At 27.5% G+C, this 23,583-nt stretch carries 17 protein-coding genes and 1 tRNA gene; 12 read left to right on the top strand and 6 right to left on the bottom strand.

Translation table 4 applies throughout. The annotated features are described in order from the left end of the window. Window positions 1-538 precede the first annotated feature (538 nt). From ACMZI9_RS02860 to ACMZI9_RS02845, 4 genes are all read left to right on the top strand, one after another. On the top strand, window positions 539-1,504 hold the full coding sequence (locus ACMZI9_RS02860; protein ID WP_323680362.1) for a bifunctional oligoribonuclease/PAP phosphatase NrnA: 966 nt from the start codon (window positions 539-541) through the stop codon (window positions 1,502-1,504). A gap of 2 nt (window positions 1,505-1,506) precedes the next feature. Continuing rightward, entirely contained in the window at window positions 1,507-2,487 is a 981-nt protein-coding gene (locus ACMZI9_RS02855; protein ID WP_416099230.1) for a DHH family phosphoesterase, read from the top strand. A 173-nt stretch (window positions 2,488-2,660) separates the two neighbouring features. After that, window positions 2,661-2,736 (top strand) — tRNA-Lys (locus tag ACMZI9_RS02850). 159 nt (window positions 2,737-2,895) lie between these two features. Continuing rightward, window positions 2,896-4,221, top strand: coding sequence for a DUF2179 domain-containing protein (locus ACMZI9_RS02845; protein ID WP_323189591.1), 1,326 nt, complete (start codon window positions 2,896-2,898; stop codon window positions 4,219-4,221). Between the two features lie 117 nt (window positions 4,222-4,338). Here ACMZI9_RS02845 and ACMZI9_RS02840 read toward each other — a convergent pair whose 3' ends face one another. Both ACMZI9_RS02840 and ACMZI9_RS02835 read right to left on the bottom strand, forming a co-directional pair. Further along, entirely contained in the window at window positions 4,339-4,863 is a 525-nt protein-coding gene (locus ACMZI9_RS02840; RefSeq protein WP_323189592.1) for a DUF4256 domain-containing protein, read from the bottom strand. 2 nt (window positions 4,864-4,865) lie between these two features. After that, window positions 4,866-7,316, bottom strand: coding sequence for a hypothetical protein (locus tag ACMZI9_RS02835; protein WP_416099229.1), 2,451 nt, complete (start codon window positions 7,314-7,316; stop codon window positions 4,866-4,868). Window positions 7,317-7,474: 158 nt separating this feature from the next. On the opposite strand from ACMZI9_RS02835, the gene secG reads away from it, so the two are divergent. The 5 genes from secG (at window position 7,475) to ACMZI9_RS02810 (ending at window position 13,431) form a co-directional block, all read left to right on the top strand. Then, window positions 7,475-7,714, top strand: a complete 240-nt coding sequence (gene secG, locus ACMZI9_RS02830; RefSeq protein ID WP_257089479.1) for a preprotein translocase subunit SecG — start codon at window positions 7,475-7,477, stop codon at window positions 7,712-7,714. Window positions 7,715-7,718: 4 nt separating this feature from the next. Then, entirely contained in the window at window positions 7,719-9,944 is a 2,226-nt protein-coding gene (gene rnr, locus ACMZI9_RS02825; protein WP_323176601.1) for a ribonuclease R, read from the top strand. A gap of 104 nt (window positions 9,945-10,048) precedes the next feature. Further along, a complete protein-coding gene (metG, locus tag ACMZI9_RS02820) occupies window positions 10,049-12,382 on the top strand; it encodes a methionine--tRNA ligase (protein WP_323176600.1) in 2,334 nt (777 codons plus the stop codon). 24 nt (window positions 12,383-12,406) lie between these two features. Continuing rightward, complete coding sequence (locus tag ACMZI9_RS02815; RefSeq protein ID WP_257089485.1) at window positions 12,407-12,691, top strand: putative quinol monooxygenase; 285 nt, start codon at window positions 12,407-12,409, stop codon at window positions 12,689-12,691. Between the two features lie 80 nt (window positions 12,692-12,771). After that, a complete protein-coding gene (locus tag ACMZI9_RS02810) occupies window positions 12,772-13,431 on the top strand; it encodes a deoxynucleoside kinase (RefSeq protein ID WP_257089487.1) in 660 nt (219 codons plus the stop codon). 140 nt (window positions 13,432-13,571) lie between these two features. Here the strand turns inward: ACMZI9_RS02810 and ACMZI9_RS02805 are convergent, their stop codons facing one another. Then, complete coding sequence (locus ACMZI9_RS02805; protein WP_257089489.1) at window positions 13,572-14,174, bottom strand: variable surface lipoprotein; 603 nt, start codon at window positions 14,172-14,174, stop codon at window positions 13,572-13,574. A 386-nt stretch (window positions 14,175-14,560) separates the two neighbouring features. On the opposite strand from ACMZI9_RS02805, the gene lepA reads away from it, so the two are divergent. Beyond that, window positions 14,561-16,363 (top strand): translation elongation factor 4, encoded by a 1,803-nt coding sequence (lepA, locus tag ACMZI9_RS02800; protein ID WP_257089491.1) that lies wholly within the window; start codon window positions 14,561-14,563, stop codon window positions 16,361-16,363. 25 nt (window positions 16,364-16,388) lie between these two features. Here lepA and ACMZI9_RS02795 read toward each other — a convergent pair whose 3' ends face one another. The 3 genes from ACMZI9_RS02795 to ACMZI9_RS02785 all read right to left on the bottom strand — a co-directional run bounded on the left by ACMZI9_RS02795 (window position 16,389) and on the right by ACMZI9_RS02785 (window position 20,349). Beyond that, window positions 16,389-17,582: an MIP family Ig-specific serine endopeptidase gene (locus ACMZI9_RS02795; protein ID WP_323176599.1), complete on the bottom strand. Its 1,194-nt coding sequence runs from the start codon at window positions 17,580-17,582 to the stop codon at window positions 16,389-16,391. Between the two features lie 527 nt (window positions 17,583-18,109). Further along, entirely contained in the window at window positions 18,110-20,017 is a 1,908-nt protein-coding gene (locus tag ACMZI9_RS02790) for a M13 family metallopeptidase (protein WP_323176598.1), read from the bottom strand. A 116-nt stretch (window positions 20,018-20,133) separates the two neighbouring features. Continuing rightward, entirely contained in the window at window positions 20,134-20,349 is a 216-nt protein-coding gene (locus ACMZI9_RS02785; RefSeq protein ID WP_257089500.1) for an MAG6790 family protein, read from the bottom strand. A 153-nt stretch (window positions 20,350-20,502) separates the two neighbouring features. On the opposite strand from ACMZI9_RS02785, the gene ACMZI9_RS02780 reads away from it, so the two are divergent. Both ACMZI9_RS02780 and ACMZI9_RS02775 read left to right on the top strand, forming a co-directional pair. Continuing rightward, window positions 20,503-22,683, top strand: coding sequence for an MYPU_1760 family metalloprotease (locus ACMZI9_RS02780; RefSeq protein ID WP_323176597.1), 2,181 nt, complete (start codon window positions 20,503-20,505; stop codon window positions 22,681-22,683). 33 nt (window positions 22,684-22,716) lie between these two features. Continuing rightward, window positions 22,717-23,364 (top strand): DUF402 domain-containing protein, encoded by a 648-nt coding sequence (locus tag ACMZI9_RS02775; protein WP_257089504.1) that lies wholly within the window; start codon window positions 22,717-22,719, stop codon window positions 23,362-23,364. Window positions 23,365-23,583: the final 219 nt, after the last annotated feature.

The following is a 23,583-nucleotide window of genomic DNA, read 5'->3' as shown; positions in this document are numbered from 1 at the left end:
AAATTGAAAAACACCTCAACAATATTGAGATGCTTTGAGTTTTTTATAAATTGTCTATAAGACTTGTCCTAGTTTAAAGCTTAAATAAATGGACATAAAAATCAAAAAGTAATATTAACAAGTGGTTTTTGCTTAATTTTGAACAAAAATCTAAACATATGACTAAATAAAACTGCTTATTAATAATAGAATTGATGATTAACTAATTTGCTTTTTTCACAGTCCTTTTGGTTGTTTTATTACACAAAAAAATGAAAGTTTAATACCTTCATTAATTTATTTCGCAAGTTTCCTGGTTTGAAAGTCTAAAAAACCGCAAATGGGAAATGCGGTGAATTAAGTGAAAAAACATGTTAAGATTTCGGATGCAACATCAAATCGCATCTATTTTTTTAATCTAACAATTTAAATAATGAAAATAAAGATTTTAAGACCTATGAGAGTATCTTGAAAGTTATGTTAATAAAAATTAAATGCTATATAATTTAGAAATATTTAATTTAAATTAAAAAATCACTATTAAGAAAGGAAAATTATTATGGTTATAGGAAATTCAAAAGTAGCAATTGATGCTATTGAAAAATATGACAATATTGTTATTTTTCACCACATTCGTCCAGATGGAGACTGTTTAGGTTCACAAGCTGGGCTTGCAGAATTAATTAGAACAAACTACCCTAACAAAAATGTTTACACAGTAGGGGATAACTTACACTTATTTGACTTTATGGGTTACCACTTTGATGACATTGAAAAAATCGATTTTACAAACTCATTAGGAATTGTAGTTGATGCTTCAAGTGGAAACAGAATTGAATGCGCAAACTTATTATATGAAAACAAGACAACAGCTAAATTAAGAATTGATCACCACCCTAACTCAGCTGACATCGATTACGATTACAACTGAATCGATGAACACTATGTTGCAGCTGCTGAAATGATTGCTCAAATCGCATTTGATGCAGGATGAACAGTTACACAGAAAGCTGCATCACACATTTACTTAGGAATCAACACTGACTCAGGAAGATTTTTATACCCTGACACATCAGCTAGAACACATAAATTAGTAGCGTTCTTAATGGAAACAGGATTCCACCCATCATTCATCTTAAAAGAACTTTCAAAAAGAACATTCAAACAACTTAAATTTGTTGGACACATTTTAAATGGATTCAAAAAAGAAGGAAGAGTTCTTTACTACGAAATTGATACAGAAACATTAAAGAAATATGATATGGATTCATTCGAAGCTGCTCAATACGTAAATGAATTAGCTAATATTGAAGACAACTCTTGTTGAGCATTATTCATTCAACTTGAAGATGGAACAGTTAGAGGAAGATTACGTTCAAATGGACCATTAGTTAACTTAGTTGCTAACAAATATGGTGGTGGAGGGCACGATAACGCTGCCGGAATTACTCTTCAATCTTGAGACCAAGTTAAAGACGTTTTAGCTGACTTAAACCAAGCTATCGTTGAGTGAGAGGCTAAATAATTATGGTTATTGGTAATTTAAAATTAGTTACTGAACAATTAGAAAAATACGATAACATTGTTATTTTTCACCACATTCGTCCAGATGGAGACTGTTTAGGTTCACAATTTGGATTAAAAGAATTACTTGAAACAAACTTCCCAAATAAAAAAGTTTATGCAATAGGTGATTCAAAAGGTTCATTCTCATTCTTAAATATCAAAATGGATGAAATTCCATCAGATGAATTTTTAAAAACTGCTTTAGGAGTTGTTGTTGATGCAAACTTCAAAGAAAGAATTGAATATAGAGAAGTTTTAGACAAAGACTTATTTGCTCAAGTTATTAGAATCGATCACCACCCAAATGATGATGATTTAGGTGAAAATTGCATTAGATGAGTTGATTCATCATATATTGCAGCTGATGAAATGATTACAGAAATCGCGGTTGTAAACAACTGAAAAATCACACAAAAAGCTGCTAACTTCTTATATTTAGGAATCAACACAGACTCAGGAAGATTCTTATTCAATAACACTACAGCTAGAACATTAAATTTAGCTGCTAAATTATATGAAGCAGGATTACAACAAGACTTTATCCACTCAAATTTAGCTAAAGTTACATTAGATGACTTAAAATACAGTGCTTGATTAATGACAACATTAAAAACAAGAGATGGTGTAGCTTACATTCAAAATGATTTAAAAACAACAAATGAATTTAGTAAAACACCACAACAATCAATTAGAGTAAATTCAATTGCTAACATCGATGGATTCCCAATGTGAGTTCAATTCACAGAAGAAGAAAACGGAAAAGTTAGAGTTGAATTTAGATCAAATGGACCAATTGTTAGAAATGTTGCCGTTAAATGAGGTGGTGGAGGACATGAAAGAGCCTCAGGTGCTATTATTGACTCACTTGATTTAGTTGAACAAGTTATTGATGATTGTGCTGCTGAAGTAGCTAGATGAAGAGAAGAAAAAGCTAACGCTTAATATAAATTTATTCCATACACAAATTAATGTATGGAATTTTTTATTTATTTTTAATTTAGAGAAATCGAATTCAACTTTTAAACCTAGAGCACTACTGTAAAAGTTAATTTTAATTTATTAGATTATTGAATTTAGAAGCTATCAAATTACTCTAAAAGTTTTATAATATTAGTGGATCGTTAGCTCAGTCGGTAGAGCAACTGGCTCTTAACCAGTGGGTCGCAGGTTCGAACCCTGTACGGTCTACCATTTCGTTTAAGCGACCAATCTCCACATATTAAAATATGTGGTTTTTTATTTAATATTTTTAAAATTTCGCTTTATTTGCAAAAGTGATAGAATAAGAATAGTAATTTAGTTATCTTGTTGATAGGTAACATATTTTTTAATTTTAAAGAAAGGAGCAAAATGCTTTTTAAAAAGTCAAATAGTCATAAAGACCAAAATTCTTCTGAATGACAAGACACAGTTGAAAACTTAGAAAAAGTGCACATTAAAAAAGAGAACACTTTATACAAAAGAACAAGAATGTCTAACTTTGGTCTTAAATTAAATTACTTCTACCAACAAATGCCGCTTTGAAAAATTATTTTAATAACAAACATTACAGCAGTTATCTTCGGTGTCATTGGTGTATTCTTTGTTAAAAATGTTGGTATTTACAACTTTGGTTTAGCTGCTTTTGGACAAGCTGGAGCGAAGATTTTAGTAGTTTCTATAGCCGGACAAGTTGATGGAACAGTGCTTAACTTAATTGACCAATTCGTCTTCTGAGTTGCTTATGTTATTTTAAGTATTCCTATTTTCATTTTCGGTTATAAGAAAGTTGGAAAATTATTTACAAACTTAACAATTTTATTCTTAGTTGTTTCATCATTAGTTTCATTCGGAATCGGAATGATCCCAGGTGCTGGTTCAACATATATTATTGGGGACTTCTCAAACAAAGCTGTTAAAGCCGCTTTACCTGAAGCTTACCAATCACTTTCAGGATTAGTTCCATTATTATGAGACTCATACTCATCAGGTAGTGTGTTAGCATTAATGCTTTATGCAATTGTTTATGGAGTATTATTAGCTTACGTATTTGCTATTATCCAAATCATTGGAGGAACAGCTGGTGTTACAGGTGTTATCGGAGAATGATACGCAAACGCAAAACAAAAATCATTCGGTTCAATTAGTGGATATATGAACATAGCAATTATGATTGTCGCTGTTTTAGTTGGGTCTTGATTACCAGGTTCAATTCTTTTATCAAAAGTTGACCCTTCATTAGTTGTTCAAAATAAATCTATTATGGGATTAACGGATTCACAAGTAACTGAATTCACAAGACAAGCAGAAGCATTGAAAGCAAAAGTATGACACGCTGAACTTTACTTCTCACCTAACTTCATCGCTACATTCTTAGTAAATGTTGTTTATATCGGTGTATTAGATAAATTATTCCCTAAATTTAAACTTGTTAGAGTTCAAATCTTTACAAAGAATGCTGCTAAAGTTAAAGAGATTATCACAAGCGACAAGAAAATTGTTACAGGTATGACAATTTTCAGAGCTACAGGTGGATACGAAGGAAAAGATATTGATGTTATTACATCAGTTGCATTATTCAGACATGTGTTACGTATTATTAAAGATGTTCGTAAAGTTGACAAAGATGCATTTATCTCTATTTCAGATATTAAAAGCATTGATGGTTCAATTTACTTACCACAAGATAAATTCTAATAAATCATTAACTAGCTACCTTGTAGGTAGCTTTTTCTTTATCTTTTTTAGTAACTAATTAAAAATAAAAAGCAAGATATCAAATAAATATCTTACTTTTTGTATCTATGTGCATGGTTAAATGATTTTAACTTTAACTCTAAAACCTCTAGAAGAATAATACGAATCAGCACTATTATGGTAGACAAATACTACACCATATCTATTGTCGCAAAATATCGCGCCACCTTTATCTCAAATTTCTTTAGGTGTGTGAATTCACGAAGATGTCTTAGTATCTAGTGGTTTGATTGTATTTAAAAATCTATAGTCTTGCTCAGTTAGAAGTTCACTAAAATAACTATGTGCAAGACTTAAAGCATCATTTTCAGGTACAAACTTCTTTCTGTTAATTAGCGCAGTTCTATCATAGCACAGTGATCTTCTATCAGGTGACTGAGTTGATAAATCTACAAGATAAATGTTATCAAACATTGAAACTAATGTTGGTTCACCATTAGTTTGTTCCATTCAGTCAAATGTGTTAATTAATTGTGAGCTGGAAAGAATTATTTGAACACATTTTTCAAATTCGTCATTTGATAATAGATTAAAATTTGCATTTCTTTCTAAAAGAGTTTTATAAATGTAATTTGTTTTCATAATTAATCAATTACTTTAAATGTGAATCCAATAACTAATTTATTGAATTCTTGAGCTCTTCTTGTTTCATAAGCTGTGTAAACTTTTTCAAGCTCTTCTTTATTATATTTTATTGAGTTTTCAGGATCTGAAATTTGTTCAGGATCACTCTCAGCATTTTTATTAGGGTTAGCAATTTTTGGATCAGTTAATTCAGTTAATTTGTTTTTGAAGTATTCAACTTTATTGGTGTCAAAAATATTTCATTTTTCTTTTTCTGCTTTAGCAGCATCTAATTTTGCTGTTGCTTCTTCCTTTTGTTCTTCTAATTTATCTACTTCAGCTTTGAAAAGCTCGATTTGTTCTCTTAATTTTTGCTTTTCTTCTTCATCTTGTGACGCAGCAAGTTTTTCTTCAGCAGGTGCAATTACTTCTTTTTTGTATGTATCAATTCTAGATGTGTAATTTGTGATTTCACTTTCTAAAGAAGAAATGTATTCTGAACCTTTTGTTGACACATTAATGTAATTATCAATTGCATCAATTAAGTATTTTTGAGGTAGTGTAGATGGAATTTGATCAACAGGAATAGCTTGAGTCGGATATGTTTCATCAGTTACATCTTTAAATCTATACATATAACCGAATTTTGAAATCATTTCCTTATCATCATCTGTTATTGTGATTTCTCTATCTTCAAGTGCTGAAATTTTAGCTTTTAATTCAGATACTTTCGCAAGTTCTTCGTCAGACATTTGGTCAATAATTAATGGTTTGATTTGGTTTTCATAAATTTCATCACTCAATGTTATATATAAGTCAAATGAAGCATTAAGATTAATTCCTTGCTCAGAAAGTCTAACAGCATTTTTATCAATTAAGTATTCATATGATGGAGTTAAGAAGAATGTGTCTCATAAATCTTTGTAATGTCTTCCACCTAATAATGAATTTCTAACAACTCCAATTTGCAATAAATTGTATTTGTTGTTGTCTTTAGTTTCTTCTTTAATCTTATATTCAATTGGTTGAACTGAGTTAAATCCCAATGAAATATAGTCAGTTAGTTTTGTTAATTCACTAATATTTTCATCGCTTGATTGTTTATTTATCTTTGTGTTAGCTTCATTAGGGTTGAAAACTCCTCAATAATTAATAATTTCAATAGGTAGTGATAATTTTAAAATATGATCTGCATTTCAGTCATTAATCATTGATGAAACTAATTTTGAACCTTGTGTAATTTTTTCTTCAAGATTTAATTTATCAAATGAATTTGTTTGCTTGTTTTTTGAGTAAATTACAGAACCAAATTTGAAAGATTGATTTCAGTTAGTTGTGAATGAAATTGATAAAGGTAACATTTTTCCATTTGTAAGATCATTTAATACACTTGGATTTTCAATTGTTACTTTTTCTTTTAAGTTTTTAGCTTTGATTTTTTCAATAAGAGCTTTAATTTCTTCGTTTTTTTTGTATTTCTCTAATAAACTATCATATGTTGTTGGTTGGTTTTTGTAAGTCTCCTTACCATTTTCATCAAGAATAGGTTTACCAATTTCGTTCATATTTGGCATTTTTGCAAAGTTAGGAACAATTAATGAGTGAAATTGTTTATTTAGCGAACTTTCTGGTTGTGTTAATTCAAGATACGGAACATTAAATTGCTCTCTAAAACTCATAAATTGTTTTTGGAATTTTAAATATTCATCAGACATTTCTTTGATTTTTTCTTCAGATAATGAAGTGATTGAATCATATGCATAGCTTTGCGCATCATTTAATTTTTTATACTCAGCAATAACATTTTGATTTGATAATAAATATTGATCAACTGAATTTTTAAGTGCAGCATCATTTGTCAATGATTTAATTTTATTAGCTCTATTTTCACTCTCGTTCATTAGAATGTAGTTTTTAATGATTTCAGCTTTACTATTTGAATAAAATAAGTATCCAACTAACTTAGTAAAGTCAGATTTCATTGATTGTTGAATTTCTTCACTTTCAGGCATAAATCTAATAAATGTAGAAAGAATACCGTTAAGAAACTGTGGAGTTATAGCTCATGTGATTCTTGAAACTTCATTAAAGTATTTATAAGTATTTTGGATTTCGCCATTAATGATTTGTTCAATTTGTTTTAAGTTTGAGTCGATAATGTTGTTTTTAAATGATTCTGGATCTGATTTTAAAACATAAATAACCGTGTCTTTAGCATTTTCATTTTGACTAAAGAAATTATTTAATCTTTCATTAGCTGCAGAATCATTTTCAATGATATTTAATCATTTTTGTGCTGTATTGACAATATTGTTAAATAAAACATTCGCTGTTTTTAAGTAGTCACCTTTAAATGATTTTAAATTTTGATCCTCTTTTTGTTGATTGTTGCAAGAAAGCGCAACAATTGGTAATGCAGCAGATATTCCAACTGGCATTGTTAATAAGAATTTTTTAACTAGTTTTTTCATAATTATTTTAATTTTATTAAACTTTATTATTTTTATTATTAAAAAATCATTTTTATCTAGCATATAGTTATATCAGTAAAGCACAAAAAACAGATATTGTGGTATTATTTAAAATATTAATCTAACTTATATTAAATAAGTAAATATTAGGAGTAATAATGTCAACATTTTTAACAGTTATATTGGTAATGGTTGGAATTCTAATTGTCTTCGTTTCATTATTAATGTCACCTGATTCAAATGGTTTTTCAGGAGCATTAGTTGGTTCAGGAGACTTGGAGTTATTTAAAAATTCAAAAGAAAGAGGAGTTAAGAAATTCTTAAAATACTCAATGATAGTTTTAGGAGCAATTTTAATTATTGCTTCAGTTGTTTTAAGAATAGTACTGAAAAAATAAAAGTATGCAAAAACAAGAAATATTAAATTACATTAGAAAATATAAGTCAAGGTCATTTTTAGACATTGCAAAACATTTTAAAGTTTCATTGAGAAATAACAAAGACTTGACTAAAGCTATTTCAGATTTGCAATCTGAATATTTAGTTTTTAGAAATAATAATGATGAATATTATTCACCAGAACTGGAAGAAACAGTTGCAGGAATTTTAAAAGTTGCTACAAAAGGTAACTTTGGATTTGTTGATTATGACATCAACGAAGAAGAAGGAACTAAAAAAAGTGTTTATGTAAAAACTTTTAATTTTAATGGAGCTATTAGTGGTGATGAAGTTAAGGTTAATGTTTATAAACTTCAAAAAGGTGATGAAGAATTAAAAGATGGTGTAGTTACACAGATTATTCAAAGAAACAATGAAAGTTTTGTTGGATTTATAAAAGAAAAAAATGGTGTTAAATCATTTGCGCCTATTGATGCTAGATTTAAAAGTGTTAAATTTAAATTAATTCCTTCAAGTGTTCCAAACAAATTAAATGACTTAGTTTTAGCTAAAGTTTTAGCTTACGAAGATAAATTCATAACAATAAGTGTTGAAAGAGTTATTACAAACGAAGCTGACCCAATGGTTTTTGTTAAATCATACTTAGAACAAATTAAAGTTCCATCAGCTTTCCCTGAAAATACTGAAGATGAAATTAAATTAATTCCTGAAACAATTGATAATGAAGACCAAACAAATAGACGTGATTTTACAAACGAAATGATTGTAACAATCGACGGTGATGATACAAAAGATTTCGATGATGCAATCACAGTTAAAAAGTTAGATAATGGAAATTATTTCCTTGGAGTTTATATAGCTGATGTTTCTCACTATGTCAAAGAAGGTTCATTCATTAACCAAGAAGCCTTAAGCAGAGGGACGAGTATTTATTTAGTTGACAGAGTTATTCCGATGTTACCTGTTGAATTATCAAATGGAATTTGTTCGCTTAATCCAAATGTAAAAAGATTTGTTTTAGCTTGCGAAATGGAAATTGATAAAAATGGAAATACAGTTAGAGCAGATATTTCACAAGGTATTATTGAAAGTAAATTTAGATTAACATACAAACAAGTTGACAAATACTACAATACAGGCGAAATTAATGAGGATCATCCAAACCAAGAAAATGTAGTTAAATTAAAACAAATGCTTAATGTAGCTAAAGAATTAAGTTTAATTATTCACGATTACAAGATTAAAGAAGGATATGTTGATTTTGATATTGATGAACCTAAAATTAAACTTGATCAATATGGTAGAGTTGAACAAATCGTGATTAATAAACGTGGATTTAGCGAAGTTTTAATTGAAGACTTTATGGTTAGAGCAAATGAAACAGTTGCTAAATATCTTTTTGACGCTAAGTTACCGGTTTTATATCGTGTTCATGAAGCGCCGGATGAAGATAAAATTCAATTACTACAAAACTCTTTAGCAGCAGTTTCAATAGACGCATCAAAACTTAAAGCAAACTCAATTACCCCTAAAATATTTGCAGATTTTGTTAATAAAGTTAAAGCTGAAAGAGATGATGATTTTATTAAATTAATGTTCTTGCGTTCAATGCAAAAAGCAATTTATTCAGATGTAAACATTGGACACTTTGGATTAGCAAGTGAATATTATTGCCATTTTACAAGTCCGATTAGAAGATACCCAGATTTAATCATTCATAGAATAATTAGAGATTTTATTATTAATAAACAAACTGAAAAACTTGAAGAGTTCAGATTAAACTTACCTGTATTTGGTGTTTTAAATACTAAATCAGAACAAAAAGCAGTTCAAATTGAAAGAAATGTTAATGATCTTAAGTTTGCTGAATTCTTAAAAAATAAAATCGGTTCACCATTTAGAGCTCAAATTTTAAGTGTGCTTAACTTTGGTTTCTTTGTTGAATTTGATTTTAAAGCTAGTGGTCTAGTTCATAAGTCAACATTGATTGATGGAGAATATGAAGCTAATGAAAACTTAACTAAATTGATTTCTAAAGATAGAAAATTTACAATTGGTGATTTTGTAGATGTAATTGTTACAGAAGTTGATTTAGTCGAAGGTAAAGTTACTTGTGTATTAGCTGATTTATACGAAGCTTGATTAGCTAAAAAGCAAAAAGAAGAAGCTGAAAGAGCTTCTAAAAATAAGCAAAATTTTTCAAAATTAAGAAAAAATTTTCAAAAATAAAACAATAGCGCAAAGCTAATAAAGAGCTATGCGCTTTTATAATGAAAAGTTATCTTTTATATAACTTATTTAATATAATTAAAAATATTTATTAAAGGATAAAAATGAAAAATAAAAATAGAAATTTAGAGGAAAATTCATTAGGTTTTGATGCTGGATTAGTAGTTAAACAAGATAAAGATATGTTTAATTATTCAGTTGATACCATTATGCTTGGTAATTTTATTTATTTAAATAAAAAAACCACTAGAGCACTTGAAATCGGTGCTAATAATGGTGCTTTATCAATTTTTGTTGCTTCTAGATATGACAAATTAAAAATTGATGCGATTGAAATTCAAAAAAAAGCAGCAGAGTTAGCAAAAGAAAATGTGAAGCTTAATAATATGGAAAATCAAATTCATATTATTAACCAAGACTTTAATGATTTTTACAAACAGCACACAAAGAATGCACAAAAGAAATATCAAATTATTTTCTGTAATCCACCTTTTTATCCTTATGATAAAACAAAAGTTAAAAATAACATTTCGCAAGAAAAACTAATTGCAACACACGAAATTCATTTAAATTTAGAACAATTAATTTTAGGTTGTTCTAAAATAATAGAACAAAAAGGATTTTTATCACTAGTATTACCCGTTGAAAGAATGGTTGATGCTTTTGAATTATTAAGAAAATATAAATTTGAGCCAAAAAGAGTTCAACTTATTTATCCTAGAATAGACGATAAACCCAAATTTATTTTACTTGAAGCAAGATATCAGACAGGTTGAGGTGTTCATTTCTTACCTAACTTATATCTTCATGATAATAGCGATAAAAATAATCACGATTATTTACCTGAAATTAAAAAACTTTATAGACCTATAAAAGTGGAGGAGAAGATGAATAAAAAAACAAGTTATATAACAACACCTATTTATTATGCAAGTGGAAATTTACACATCGGACACTTATATACAACTACAGTTGCTTGAGTTTTAGCTAACTATAAAAAACTACTTGGTTATGAAGTTAAAATGCTTACAGGTAGTGATGAACACGGTTTAAAAATTCAACAAAAAGCTGCTGAGCAAAATGTAAATCCACAAGAATTTGTTGATAATTTAGTTGGTAAATATAAACAAATGTGAGTTGATTTTGGAATAGAATATGATTTCTTTTCAAGGACATCATCACAATTCCATAAAGATTCAGTAAAACACATTTTCTCTTATTTCTTAGAAAAAGGTTTTATTTATAAAGGGCAATACAATGGTTTATACTCAGTTTCAGATGAAGAGTTTTTAACAGAAACACAAGCAGTTAAAAAAGAAGATGGATATTATCATCCGACAAGTGGTCACAAGCTAATTTTAGTTTCAGAAGATTCATATTTCTTCAAAATGAATGAGTTTGCAAAATGATTAGTTGAGTATATTGATGGTAATCAAGAATTTTTAGCACCTAACAAAATCATCAATGAGATGAAAAATAATTTCTTACTTAAAGGGCTAGAAGATTTATCAGTTACAAGAACTAACATTGAATGAGGTATCAAAATCGATGAAGACCAAACACATACACTTTATGTTTGATTAGATGCATTATGCAACTATATAACTGCTTTAGGGTATGATGTAAAAAACAAGCAACAACCAGATGAGTTTATGAAATTTTGAGCAAGCAAAGACTCAGAAGTTGTTCACTTAATTGGTAAGGAAATAGCAAGATTCCATATGATTTATTGACCTATTTTCCTTAAAGCACTTAACTTAAAACAACCTACAAGAATTCAAGCGCACGGTTGATTAGTTACACCGACAGGAAAAATGTCAAAATCAAAAAATAATGTAGTTGATCCATATGATTTATTAGCTAAATACGATAAAGAAATGATTAAATACTATTTAACATCACAAATCACATTAGGAGAAGATGGTGTTTGAGATGAAGATAGATTTATTGATGTGATTAACTCTGAATTAATTAATAATTATGGAAACTTAGTTTCAAGAACTTTAAAAATGAAATCAAATAGTTTTTCAGGTCCTTTAAAATACAAGTCATCAAAAGATGAAAATGACTTGGACATAGACTTAAAAATTAGAAATTCTATCTTCGAGTACAAAAAACACTTTGACAATTTAGAAATTGACAAAGCATTAAAAGTTGCTATTAATTTATCAAGCGACCTAAATAAATATGTTGATTTAACAGAACCTTGAAAATTAAAAGAAGATTTACCAAGATTAGAACAAATTTTAGCAAGACTTCTAAATGGTATTTATGCAGTTTCAACTTATTTATCAGTTGTATTAAAAGATAAAACAAAAGAAGTAGCAACCGCATTAGGTTTTGATAGTTTTTCTATTGATTTAATAGAAGATTATCAAAAATTTGATAATATTAATCAAGGGAATGAGTATATGCTCTTTGCTCGTTTAAAAAAATAACTTGATCTTATTAAGGAGGCGATTTTGATTTTTGCCAAAGCATCAAGATATGTAATAAATCCAGAAAAGTTAAAAGGATTTATTGATTATTTATTTATATTAACTAAAAAAACAAGAATGAAAGAAGAAAACTTATCATTCGAATATTCTGTCGATCCTGAGGGAGTAGTAATTGTTTTAGAAAGATGATCTACAAGATTAGATTATGAAAAGTTTATGCAGTTAGAAGAGTTTAAACAAGAGTTTAAAACCCTTAACAAAATGTGTAAATTAGTTAATACATTATATGATGTAGATTTAGTTAAATAGTAATAATAATTTTAAGTAAATTCAACTCATTAAATTAATCGAGTTGATTTTTTATCCAAATTTATTAAAGTGAGGTATTTATGGTTATAGGTATAAGTGGAATGATTGCTGCAGGAAAAAGTTCGTTAGTTAAAAACTTACAAAAAGAGTTTCCTACTTCAAAAATATTAAGAGAGTTTGAAGAATCTGATGATGTTTTCAACACTTTCTTAAATTGATTGTATGAAAATAAATCAAATTTAACAATTAGTTTTCAATCTTATATAGCCGAAAATCATTCAGATAAGTTTGCAAAATTATTAGATGAATACAATCAATCAAATTCAAATATTAAAAGAGATCACATTTTTGTTGATAGATTTGCATTAGAACATTATATTTTTGCTAAGTTGATATTATCGGCAAAAAGTGAAAAATATTTACAGGCTTATGATGCTATGTTTGAAAAGTTAGTAACTGAAGATGAAATGCCACATTTTGCAATTTTCTTGGATGTAGATTTTGAAACATTTAAGAAAAGATTGTTTGCAAGAAATAGAGAATCAGAAGTGAAGAATTTTGATTCTAATTACGAATATTTTAAAAATTTACATTCTAACTATTTAAAAATCTTTAAAGAGATAGCTTCAAAATATAACCTTAAGTACTATGTCATAGACACAAATGATAAAGATGAAAAACAAATATTGCAAGAAGCATTATCAATTATTAGTGATGAAGAAAAATTACTTAGTGAATAGATTTTCCTTTTTATCACAATTAAGTAAACACTTGTTTTTAGTTCTATTAAGAACAGGAAATGAGTGTTTTTCTTTTTGCAAAAGCATAAAAAACAACACTAATATAATTGATTTAGTGTTGTATAAAATATATGTAAAAATTATTGAGCTGGAAGATTTAATGTAACTTCGAATGCTTTTGAAGAAGTCTTAACCGGTGTTGCATCATTAACAAATTTAACAACTTTGAATTTAATTGTAACTGTGCCTTGTGATTCATTGTAAACTGTGTTAAGTCATCCGCTTGCCCCTTGAACACCTTGTTTGTTTACGTATTCAGGTTTTACATCATTAGCAATCATGTAACCACTTTTAATGTATTGAATTCCTTTTTCAGCATTAATAGCCTTAATTTCTGTTGAAGGTTGTGTAACATTGTAATCTCTACCAACACCTGTTGCTAATTGACCATCATAGTTAGAGAAGAATAATTGTCTTTTTCTTTCTTCACCTGTTGTTAATTTTTTAATAATATCTTGTCTTTTTTCTGGTAAGAATGTGAATAATTCAGCTCCTTTAGCCACTAATCTTTCACCAATTTTATCTAATTCAGCAATTTCTGCGTCAGCATGTACAGGTGAACCTGTGTTAGGGCTACCAGGTTGTTCTGGTTTTTTAGTATCTTTACATGACACTGCCACGGCTGGCGCCACAATAGCTGATAATCCAGCAATACTCATAAGTAAAGTTTTTAATTTTTTCATAATAATCATCTCCTGAAAATTAATTTATCTACTTAAATTTAAGCACATTTTTCAAATATTATGTAATAAATATGTAATTTTTTCTTATTTTTTTCACATTTTGTGAAAAATTAAGGATTTTTTCTCTGGTTACACTCTTTATTCAGTGAATTCTGAAATAAAAACCACAGCAAGAATGCTGTGGCGAAGTTATGTAAGACATAATAATGATTATGTGTTTTACATAAAATTATTTAGTGACAGGTGTTTAATAATTTAACACAAGAAGGATGTTTCATGGACATCACATTCTTTATCCGAATCATGTTCAAGGATAAAGCACTAGTATTATTATAAGATAAAAATTCAAAAAATGAAAAAAATTTTCATCTATAATTTAAAGAACTATGGAAAAAAGTAAAATTCGTAATTTCTCAATAATAGCTCACATAGATCACGGTAAGAGTACTTTAGCTGATCGTATTTTAGAATACACAAATACAGTAGACACAAGAGAGTTAACTGCTCAATTTTTAGATTCAATGGATCTTGAAAAGGAACGTGGTATTACAATTAAACTAAATGCAGTTCAAATCAAGTATAAAGACTATATTTTTCATTTAATTGATACACCGGGACACGTTGATTTTAATTATGAAGTTTCTAGATCACTTGCAGCTTCTGAGGGAGCTTTATTGCTTGTGGATGCAACACAAGGTATTGAAGCTCAAACTTTAGCTAATGTTTATTTAGCAATTGAAAATAATTTAGAAATCTTACCTGTTATAAATAAAATCGATCTACCAAGTGCTGATGTTGAAGGTGTTAAAAAAGAAATAGAAGAAGTTATCGGTATACCGACTGATAATGCTATTTTGGTGTCTGCAAAAACAGGTCAAGGTGTTCATCAATTGCTTGATGCGATTGTTGAATATATCCCAGCACCTAAAAATGCAGATGATAATAAACCTTTAAAAGCATTGATTTTCGATAGTTACTTTGATCCATATCGTGGAGTTGTTATGTTTATCAGAGTATTCGAAGGTAAGCTTAAAACAGGAGATAAGTTTAAATTTATGTCAAGACACGATGCAGGAAACGAGTATCATGTTATTGACTTAGGTATTAAAAATCCAAATGAAACCAAAAAAGATGAATTAGTTGCAGGAGAAGTTGGATGAGTTTCAGCAGCAATTAGAGATGCAAAAGAAGTTAACGTCGGGGATACAATCACTTTAATTTCTAATCCAACAAAACAAGCTCTTCCAGGTTACAAAAAAATGAAACCTGTTGTGTTTACCGGTTTTTACCCAATCGACACAAAAGATTACATGGATCTTAAGGAAAGTTTAGAAAAAATTTCATTATCAGACTCATCAATCACATGAGAACAAGAAACATCAAAAGCATTAGGATTTGGATTTAGAGTTGGTTTCTTAGGAATGTTGCATATGGAAATTCTTCAAGAGAGACTTGATAGAGAATATAAGGTTGGAATTATTGCAACAAGTCCAAGTGTTGAGTATAAAGTAACTACTACAAAAGGAGAAATTGAATACATTTCTAACCCTACATTGTTTCCTGATAGAACATTTATAGAACAAATCGAAGAACCATATGTTGAAGCAAGTATTTTTGTACCAAATGAATATATTGGTAATGTTATGGAACTTTGTCAAAATAAAAGAGGTATTTATAAAACTTTAGAGACAGTTGACTCTAGAAGAACTAGAATAATTTATGAATTACCATTAGCTGAAACTGTTTTTGATTTCTTTGATAGATTAAAATCTACCACAAAAGGTTATGCATCATTTGAATATGAGTGAATTGGATATAGACCTTCAGATTTAGTGAAAGTAGATATCTTATTAAATGGAGATAAAGTTGATGCATTCTCAATAATTACACATAGAGAAAAAGCATATGAAGCAGCAAGAGAGTTATGTGTAAAACTCAAGGATGCAATACCTAGACAAAACTTCGAAGTACCTGTGCAGGCCACAATTGGTGGAAAAATTATTGCAAGAGAAACAATTAAAGCTTATAGAAAAGATGTTACTGCAAAACTTTATGGTGGGGATGTAACAAGAAGACAAAAATTACTCAAGAAGCAAAAAGAAGGTAAGAAACGTATGAAAAAACTTGGTTCTATTGAAGTTCCACAAGAGGCTTTCTTATCAGTTTTAAAAACAAATATTGACAAATAATTTATTTAGCCAGGTTAATGCCTGGTTATTTTATTAATCAAGTTTTATAGTTATCTCCATATAAATTTCTAATTGCATCTTTATATGATGATTTTTGATTTTGATATCCTCCATAAATTAAATCATATGGTTCTATGTTGTACAAACCGAAGTTCTCTGAATAATCTAATTCAGGAGATCTTAATAAACAAGATATTGATGCTTTATTTTTAAAATCAACATCATATGTAGCAAACATTAAACCAAGTAATTGATTATTTTGATTAACAACCGGAGATCCTGATGAACCATAATATGGTTGATAATCATTTATTACGAATCCTAAACCATAATTAACAAATTTATTTGCTTTGGAAACAGATTTATTTACATACTTAAAATTATTTAAATGACTTATGTATCTAAAGTTAAGCAAAATATCAACAAAACCAGGATAGTTTTCTAAAAAATGAAATTGCTCTGAGTGATTTAAATTATTTGAATTATTAAAAGTAAACTCATTTTCCTTATCGTGGTAACCTATTGAGTAAAATTCATGATTTTCCAAAATATTATCTGATGATATGGTGTTAATTTTATTGATATTAATAAATTTACCTAATCATTCATTAAACGTCATATTTTGACAACTGACTAAATTTTCATTTTTAGAGTATTCAAAAATTGAATTACTTTTATTATGAATATTTTTCAAATCTAATTCCAGTATACCAAAGTCAATCATTTCTTCAACATTATCCATATTATGGATGTAATTTTTAGGACTTGACTTTAAAAAATCTAATGCTAAATATACAATTTTAAAATCACTAGGATTAAAGCTGAAAATTTGTTTAATTTCTTGGTTTTTATTCGTATCAAATCCCAACTTTGAAATTTGAACTTGAGAAGTTATAAGGTTACTTTCATCATTTAATAATTGGTTATCATTGATAATATTTGAAAATATTGAACCATCAGAATTATTCTTTACAAAGTTATTTAGAACATGAGCATTTGTTACGAAATACAATTTTTCAATTTCACCATTATCATCAAGATGATAATCAAATAAACTGATAGTACCTGAATGAATCATATATTTAGATTGTGAGTTTATCCTGTTATGAGGGTTATAGTTATGAAATGAAACTTTAAATACATTATCCATCATATCTTCATGCTGAATATTAAGATTAATTTGATTATTTTTATCAAGTTTGATACTTTCTCAATTCATTTTTCCTGAACCAAGCAAAATTTTATTATTAATTAATAATGGGGAAAAATTACTTAAATATTTCTGATTCAATAAACTATTTGTTAATTTACAAGAATTTGTATTATGGTTTTTATTATTGATTTCTTTTTTTAATTGATGGTTATCATTCTTGCATGAAGCAGTAAAAAAACTGCAACAAAACATTAACTTCATAAAAATTATTAAGCAGACTAAAATTTTTTTCATAATCACCTCATTAATTTAGTAATTTTTCTCAAATTTGAACTATTAGGTAATTAGTTATAAGAATAGTTAAAAAAATTAAAATAGTTGATAAAGTTATTCATTTTCTATAGATAATCCCGAGAGTCTTGAGCCATTTAATGGAGGAGACTATGAAATATATCGTGCTAATAATGCATATACAATTTTAGGAGAGTAAATATCAAACTAAAATTATTAAAATAATTATGAAAAACCTCAATATAACTATCACTAAAAAATGTGTTCGTTATATTGAGGTTTATATTTTTCAATTTAGTTATCTATCAAATTTTGATTTGTTCTTCTTCAGGTAAAAACATTTGATCGTTTTCATTTAAGTTATAAGTTTTTGTGAAATCCGGATTGTTTAATAAAACAACATTTCCACGTATTTCTGAAGGTGAGTGAACATCAGATTCCAATCTTCTTTTTGCGCTTCCTTCTGTGATAATCATTCTTCAAACTCTAGCTCAGTTTTCGAAGAAGTTTTTTGGATTAAAGTCATTTTCAAGTTTAGCAGCTTCAAAGGCACATGAAACTCCACCGATATCAGCAATATTTTCAGAAACTGTTAGTTTTCCATTAACTTTTCCATATTTAGTTTCCTTACCATCATATAACTTAATAACAGCGGCAATTTTTTCGTCAAATTTCACTCTATCTTCATCAGTTCATCAGTTGTTTAAGCTTCCATTTTCATCAAATTGTGAACCGTTGTTGTCAAATGCATGTGAGATTTCGTGAGCAATAACTGCTCCAATTCCTCCATAATTTGCAGATGAAGATTGATTAATATCATAATAAGGAGCTTGTAAAATTGCAGCAGGGAAAACAATGTGATTTGCAAATGGATTAAAGTAAGCATTAATTTCTGCTGGAGACATTGATCAATACTTATCATTCTTTAATTGATTGTATTGCGATAAGTTATATTGAGTCTTAATTGATTCAAAGAATAAAACATTTTCTAAAATATTTGAACCTTGCTCATATGTCTTAACAACAAAATCTTTGTAAAATGGTCTGATGATTTCTGGGTATCCAACCATGACACCTAATTTGTTCAATTTAGTAATTGCTTTCTTAATTGTTTCTTTTGATAATCATGTGTTTTCTTCCAAGTTTTTCTTATAGACTTCAATCATATTAGCAACCATATGTTCTACATCTTTTTTAGCTTTCTCTCCAAAGAAATGTTTTGCATAGTACATACCTAATGGTTCTTTGAAATATTTAGTAGCTAAATCATAAGCGAACATTTCTAAATCTCTTGGTTTTTGGATTGAGTAAATTGCGTTTTTAAATTCTGTTGCTTTAATTCTTGTTTCTTCATCTAAATATGAGGCAGCAAAAATTAAGTTTTTAATAAAGAATAAGGCTTTATATTCTTCGAATGTTTCGCTATTGAAAATATTGTTTAAGTTTTCAATAAATTTAACGTTTGAACAAGGCATCATTTCAACTTTTTGGCCTACTAATTGCTCTGCAATGTTTGGTATATTAAAAATTGAACTTTTATCGGTATATCATGAAATTTTTTTAGGGTTGTATAATGAAACATAATCAGCCTTTTGAACATCTGAAAGAACATAATCTTTAATTTTTAAATCAAAAGCAATAGCTTTATTAATTAAATCATTTGATTTTCTTTCATCAAATCCGTATTTTTGTAATAAATCAAAAACCATATTAATTCATACAGTCATTAATCTATTTGCTTCTTGTTCATTTTCATATGTTTCTTTTGATGGCAAAATTAAGCTAAATTCATCAAGTCATAAAACTTGTAATTTATTATTTTTAAAATCTTCCCCAACACCAAAAGATAAAGGTAAAGATACATATCTATTATTAAAGTAATCAAAATTTGAAGCAAGTTGTTCAAATGATTTTAATTCTTCAATATTTTTAAGAAAATCTTTAGCCGGTTTTATTCCGATTTCTTTTCTCTTATCTTTATCAATAATCATTTTGTAAAATTCAACATACTGCTTCATCATAGGATCATTAGGTAATTCTTTTTGACCATTAGCTCACTGAACTGTTAAGTCTTTAAGCAATTTTTCTAATTTGATATCTAATTCACCAAATGCTGACATTGATGATCTATCTGATGGAATTGTAGCAGTATTTAATCATTCATAATTAACGTATTCATAAAAATTATCTTCTAATCTAGGTTTTGACATTTTAACTCCTTATAATTTTCTTTTTATTATATAGCAATTAGAGTTTTTTAAACAAAAACCACCAAAAATTGGTGGCACATATCTATAAAACTAATATATAAATTCTATTTAATAAATTAAACAACTTTAACTGAAACTTCTTTAGAATGTGATTTACCTTCCAAATTGTTTCTTTCTATATGGAATATTTCAATTTTTTCATTTCCCTTGGTGTGTAATCCGTGTTTTTGACCACGGCGAAATCCTTTAATTTGACCTTCTAATTCGTCAATTGTGTTAGCTTGTGCAATAACTTCACCACTAGCTACTAATTTTGCTTTGTATTTGTACATAAGCACCTCCGATTTCTTACACTTTTATTCTATAACTTTTTGAGGTCTAGTTATCAAAAATTTAATATTTTCTAGTAAATTTTTCACATTTATGAAAAAAATAATTACAACACTTCTTATCATATTTGAAGATAAAAAGTGTATGATTTAAACATGACTAAATTACGTAAATCTTTATTGTTTTTAACTGGTTCAATTTTAGGTCTAGGAACACTTGTGACTAATTCATGCAGTTTTCTAGATATTTTTAAATCTTCCGGAAATGGTGATAAAAAACAAGTTAATAAAGTTAAATTAAGATTTACAAATTACACACATCCTACAATTGCAGCTTCTAATGTAGTCTCAATTAACGATAAAGAATTTATGAAAACTTCATCAAAAAGTAATGATGAAGTTAGTCAATTATTAAATAGATTTGAAACTGAAAAAAATAATGTGCATGAATATGAAGAAACTAATGGATCCTGCTATTTTGAATACATAGATCCATACACAAATGTGACCTTTAGAGACTATGCATATTATGTTAGTGAAGACAAAAGTGAACGTAGATATTTATTAGGTCCTGAAGGTTTAGTTTTATATGCTCATGAATTTAAAAGAAAAATTCCATTCAGTACTGAAGTTTTTGATCTTGAAGCTATAAATATAAATAATTTTAGTGTAATAGATAATACTGCAAACGGTTTATATATTCCAAATATTAAAAATATTTTTATTAATGGTTTCTTTTTTTGTGAATCAGGAATGAGCCTTTATGAAATTATTGCTTATATGATGCAAACAACATTCCACGAATATATGCACCATTGAGCAAACTCATATGCAGAAATTGCATTTAAAAAAGATGTACTTGCAAAATATTATAGTTTTGAAAATGATGATTCACATTTAGTTAACCCATCAATTATTTATTATTCACCTGGAGCAACAATTAAAGATCAGCATAATCATCTTTACATTCAATATTGAAATAAATCGTTTGTTGATTCATTTCAATATTTATCAAACTATGATGTAACTTCAAAATCAAAAATCTCTGATGAAACTTGAGAAATATTAAGAGCAGATAATAACAAAAAAAACAGTTTTATTCATAATGTTTTTAGTCCAAAAGATATTTGAGATCTTTCAAACGGAAAACCAAGCAATCCTGATGTAATTGAACTTAATAGAAAATTAAAAGAACATTCAAAATTGTATTATTCACCTGATACAAAGTTCGGTCTTTCATCAAATAATATTCGCTACTATTATTCATTGACTGAATTAGTTCCTAGAGAATATTTAAAATATGGTTTTGAACCTTACTTTAATATAAATTTACCAAATCCAATTGGTCCTGCTATAGAAGATTCAAGAAATAAAGGTCAAGATATCTTTACAATGAGTTATTTTAGCTATGCTCATATTGATAAAACATCTTCAGCCACAACTTACACAATTTCACCAACATCTTTAGCAGATGATATGAGTAAAGTTTTCTTGAATAATTTTGATTCACAATATAGACAAGGATGATACATACAAGGTGATTTAACAATTCAAGAAAATTCAAACAGAACAAGAACTTATAAAAATCAATCTTCAATTCTTCTGCCAACAACACCTTTTGCTTTATCTGAATATCAACCTCAAGTAGGATATAGAACCAAAACTGAATATTTAAATCTTCAGAAAATAAAACAAGATAAATCAGTTGATTTTTACAAATTATTTTTAGATACAATGGGTTATGGAAAAACTATTTCACAACTATATTATGATAATAGTGGATGAAAATGAATTGATTCAGAGCATTCACAAATTGAAAATAATGAAGCAAATCAACATAAAATCAAATTAAGTGGTTACTTAGATTCAAATGAGTACACAGGGTTTGTCTTCGTTAATCCAGATAATAATCAAGTTACTGCAACATCAAAAATTAAATACTTAGATACATTCAATTTTTTTGGTCACAAAACTTTTGATAAAGGTGCATTGTTATCAAATTCATTAACATCAGAACAAGCTCAGCAAAGAGAAGAGCAATTAAATAATAGAATTTATCCAAATTCATTAAATGAATATACAAACGCTTTATTTATTCCATATATTTCGGAAGATTTCATTACAAAACCAAGTAATAATTCAGTTATTTATTTATGAAAAGATTTGAATAACAATAATATTGCTGAAGAAAATGAAATTTTATTAGAAAAAGAAATAACACTTCCTGAAAATAGATGAGTAACAACGGCAAGATCAACAAAAAACGAAAATGTTTACAATATAATAAAAACTACAGATAATAAAGTTAAATTAGATTTTCATAAATTATTTAGATAGTTAAGATATTTACAAGCAAACAGAAAGGGATTTATGCTATGAGATTTTTCTAAATTAAAAGTTGGACAAATGATTAATGTTCAAGCTTATAAACATAATGGTCATCTTTATAGACAATGAAATTCTGTAAAAGTAATTTTTCATAATAAGAGACATATTGTTTTATTTTTAAAAAACACTAAAGTGGCTGAATATGAAAGAGATGTAAATGGGTGAAGATATAAAGAAAATGCAATTTGATTTATTCCGAAAGATTCAATGTACAATGCAATTGTTCTTTTAAAGGAAAGTGGTTCTTATTATTATATAAACCTTGCATCACGTCCAATTTTTGAAGATGACACGCTTAAATTTATTGATTATGATTTAGACATAAAATGTTATCCAGATAAAGAATTGCAAATTGTTGATAGAGAAGAATTCGCTGAACATTCAAAAGAGATGAAATATCCCGAATCATTAAGAAAGACTATTTATGATGAAATTAAAGACATCATTTCTTTATATAATGATTATGAATATTTCTTTTCAGACGAAGTTATTGCATACTATTTAAAAGTTTTATATGATGATAAATTAATAACAGAGAAAACATATAATAAATTATTAGACACTAATAATAGAAGAAAATACAATGAAGAAACTTCAATGTTTGCTGATATTTCAAAAATATACAAATAACAAAAACTTTAATACTGTCCATTAAACTATGATTTGGATAGTATTTTTTTAATCAAAAGTTCAAATAAAAAATTCGAAAAAAATTTTTAAAAAAACTTTGAATAAAAAAAATAGTGTTATAATATTCATGCTTTTGATAGCGAAGAAGTTCTTTGAAAACTAGATATATACAAGACATGACAAGTCAATTTTTTTCGAGAGTTTGATCCTGGCTCAGGA

The organism is Mycoplasma sp. 4079, from assembly GCF_047785185.1.
Taxonomy (GTDB): Bacteria; Bacillota_I; Bacilli_A; order Mycoplasmatales; family Metamycoplasmataceae; genus Mycoplasmopsis.
The sequence above is the reverse complement of the archived record's forward strand: the minus strand, read 5'-3'. Positions and strand labels throughout refer to the sequence as shown.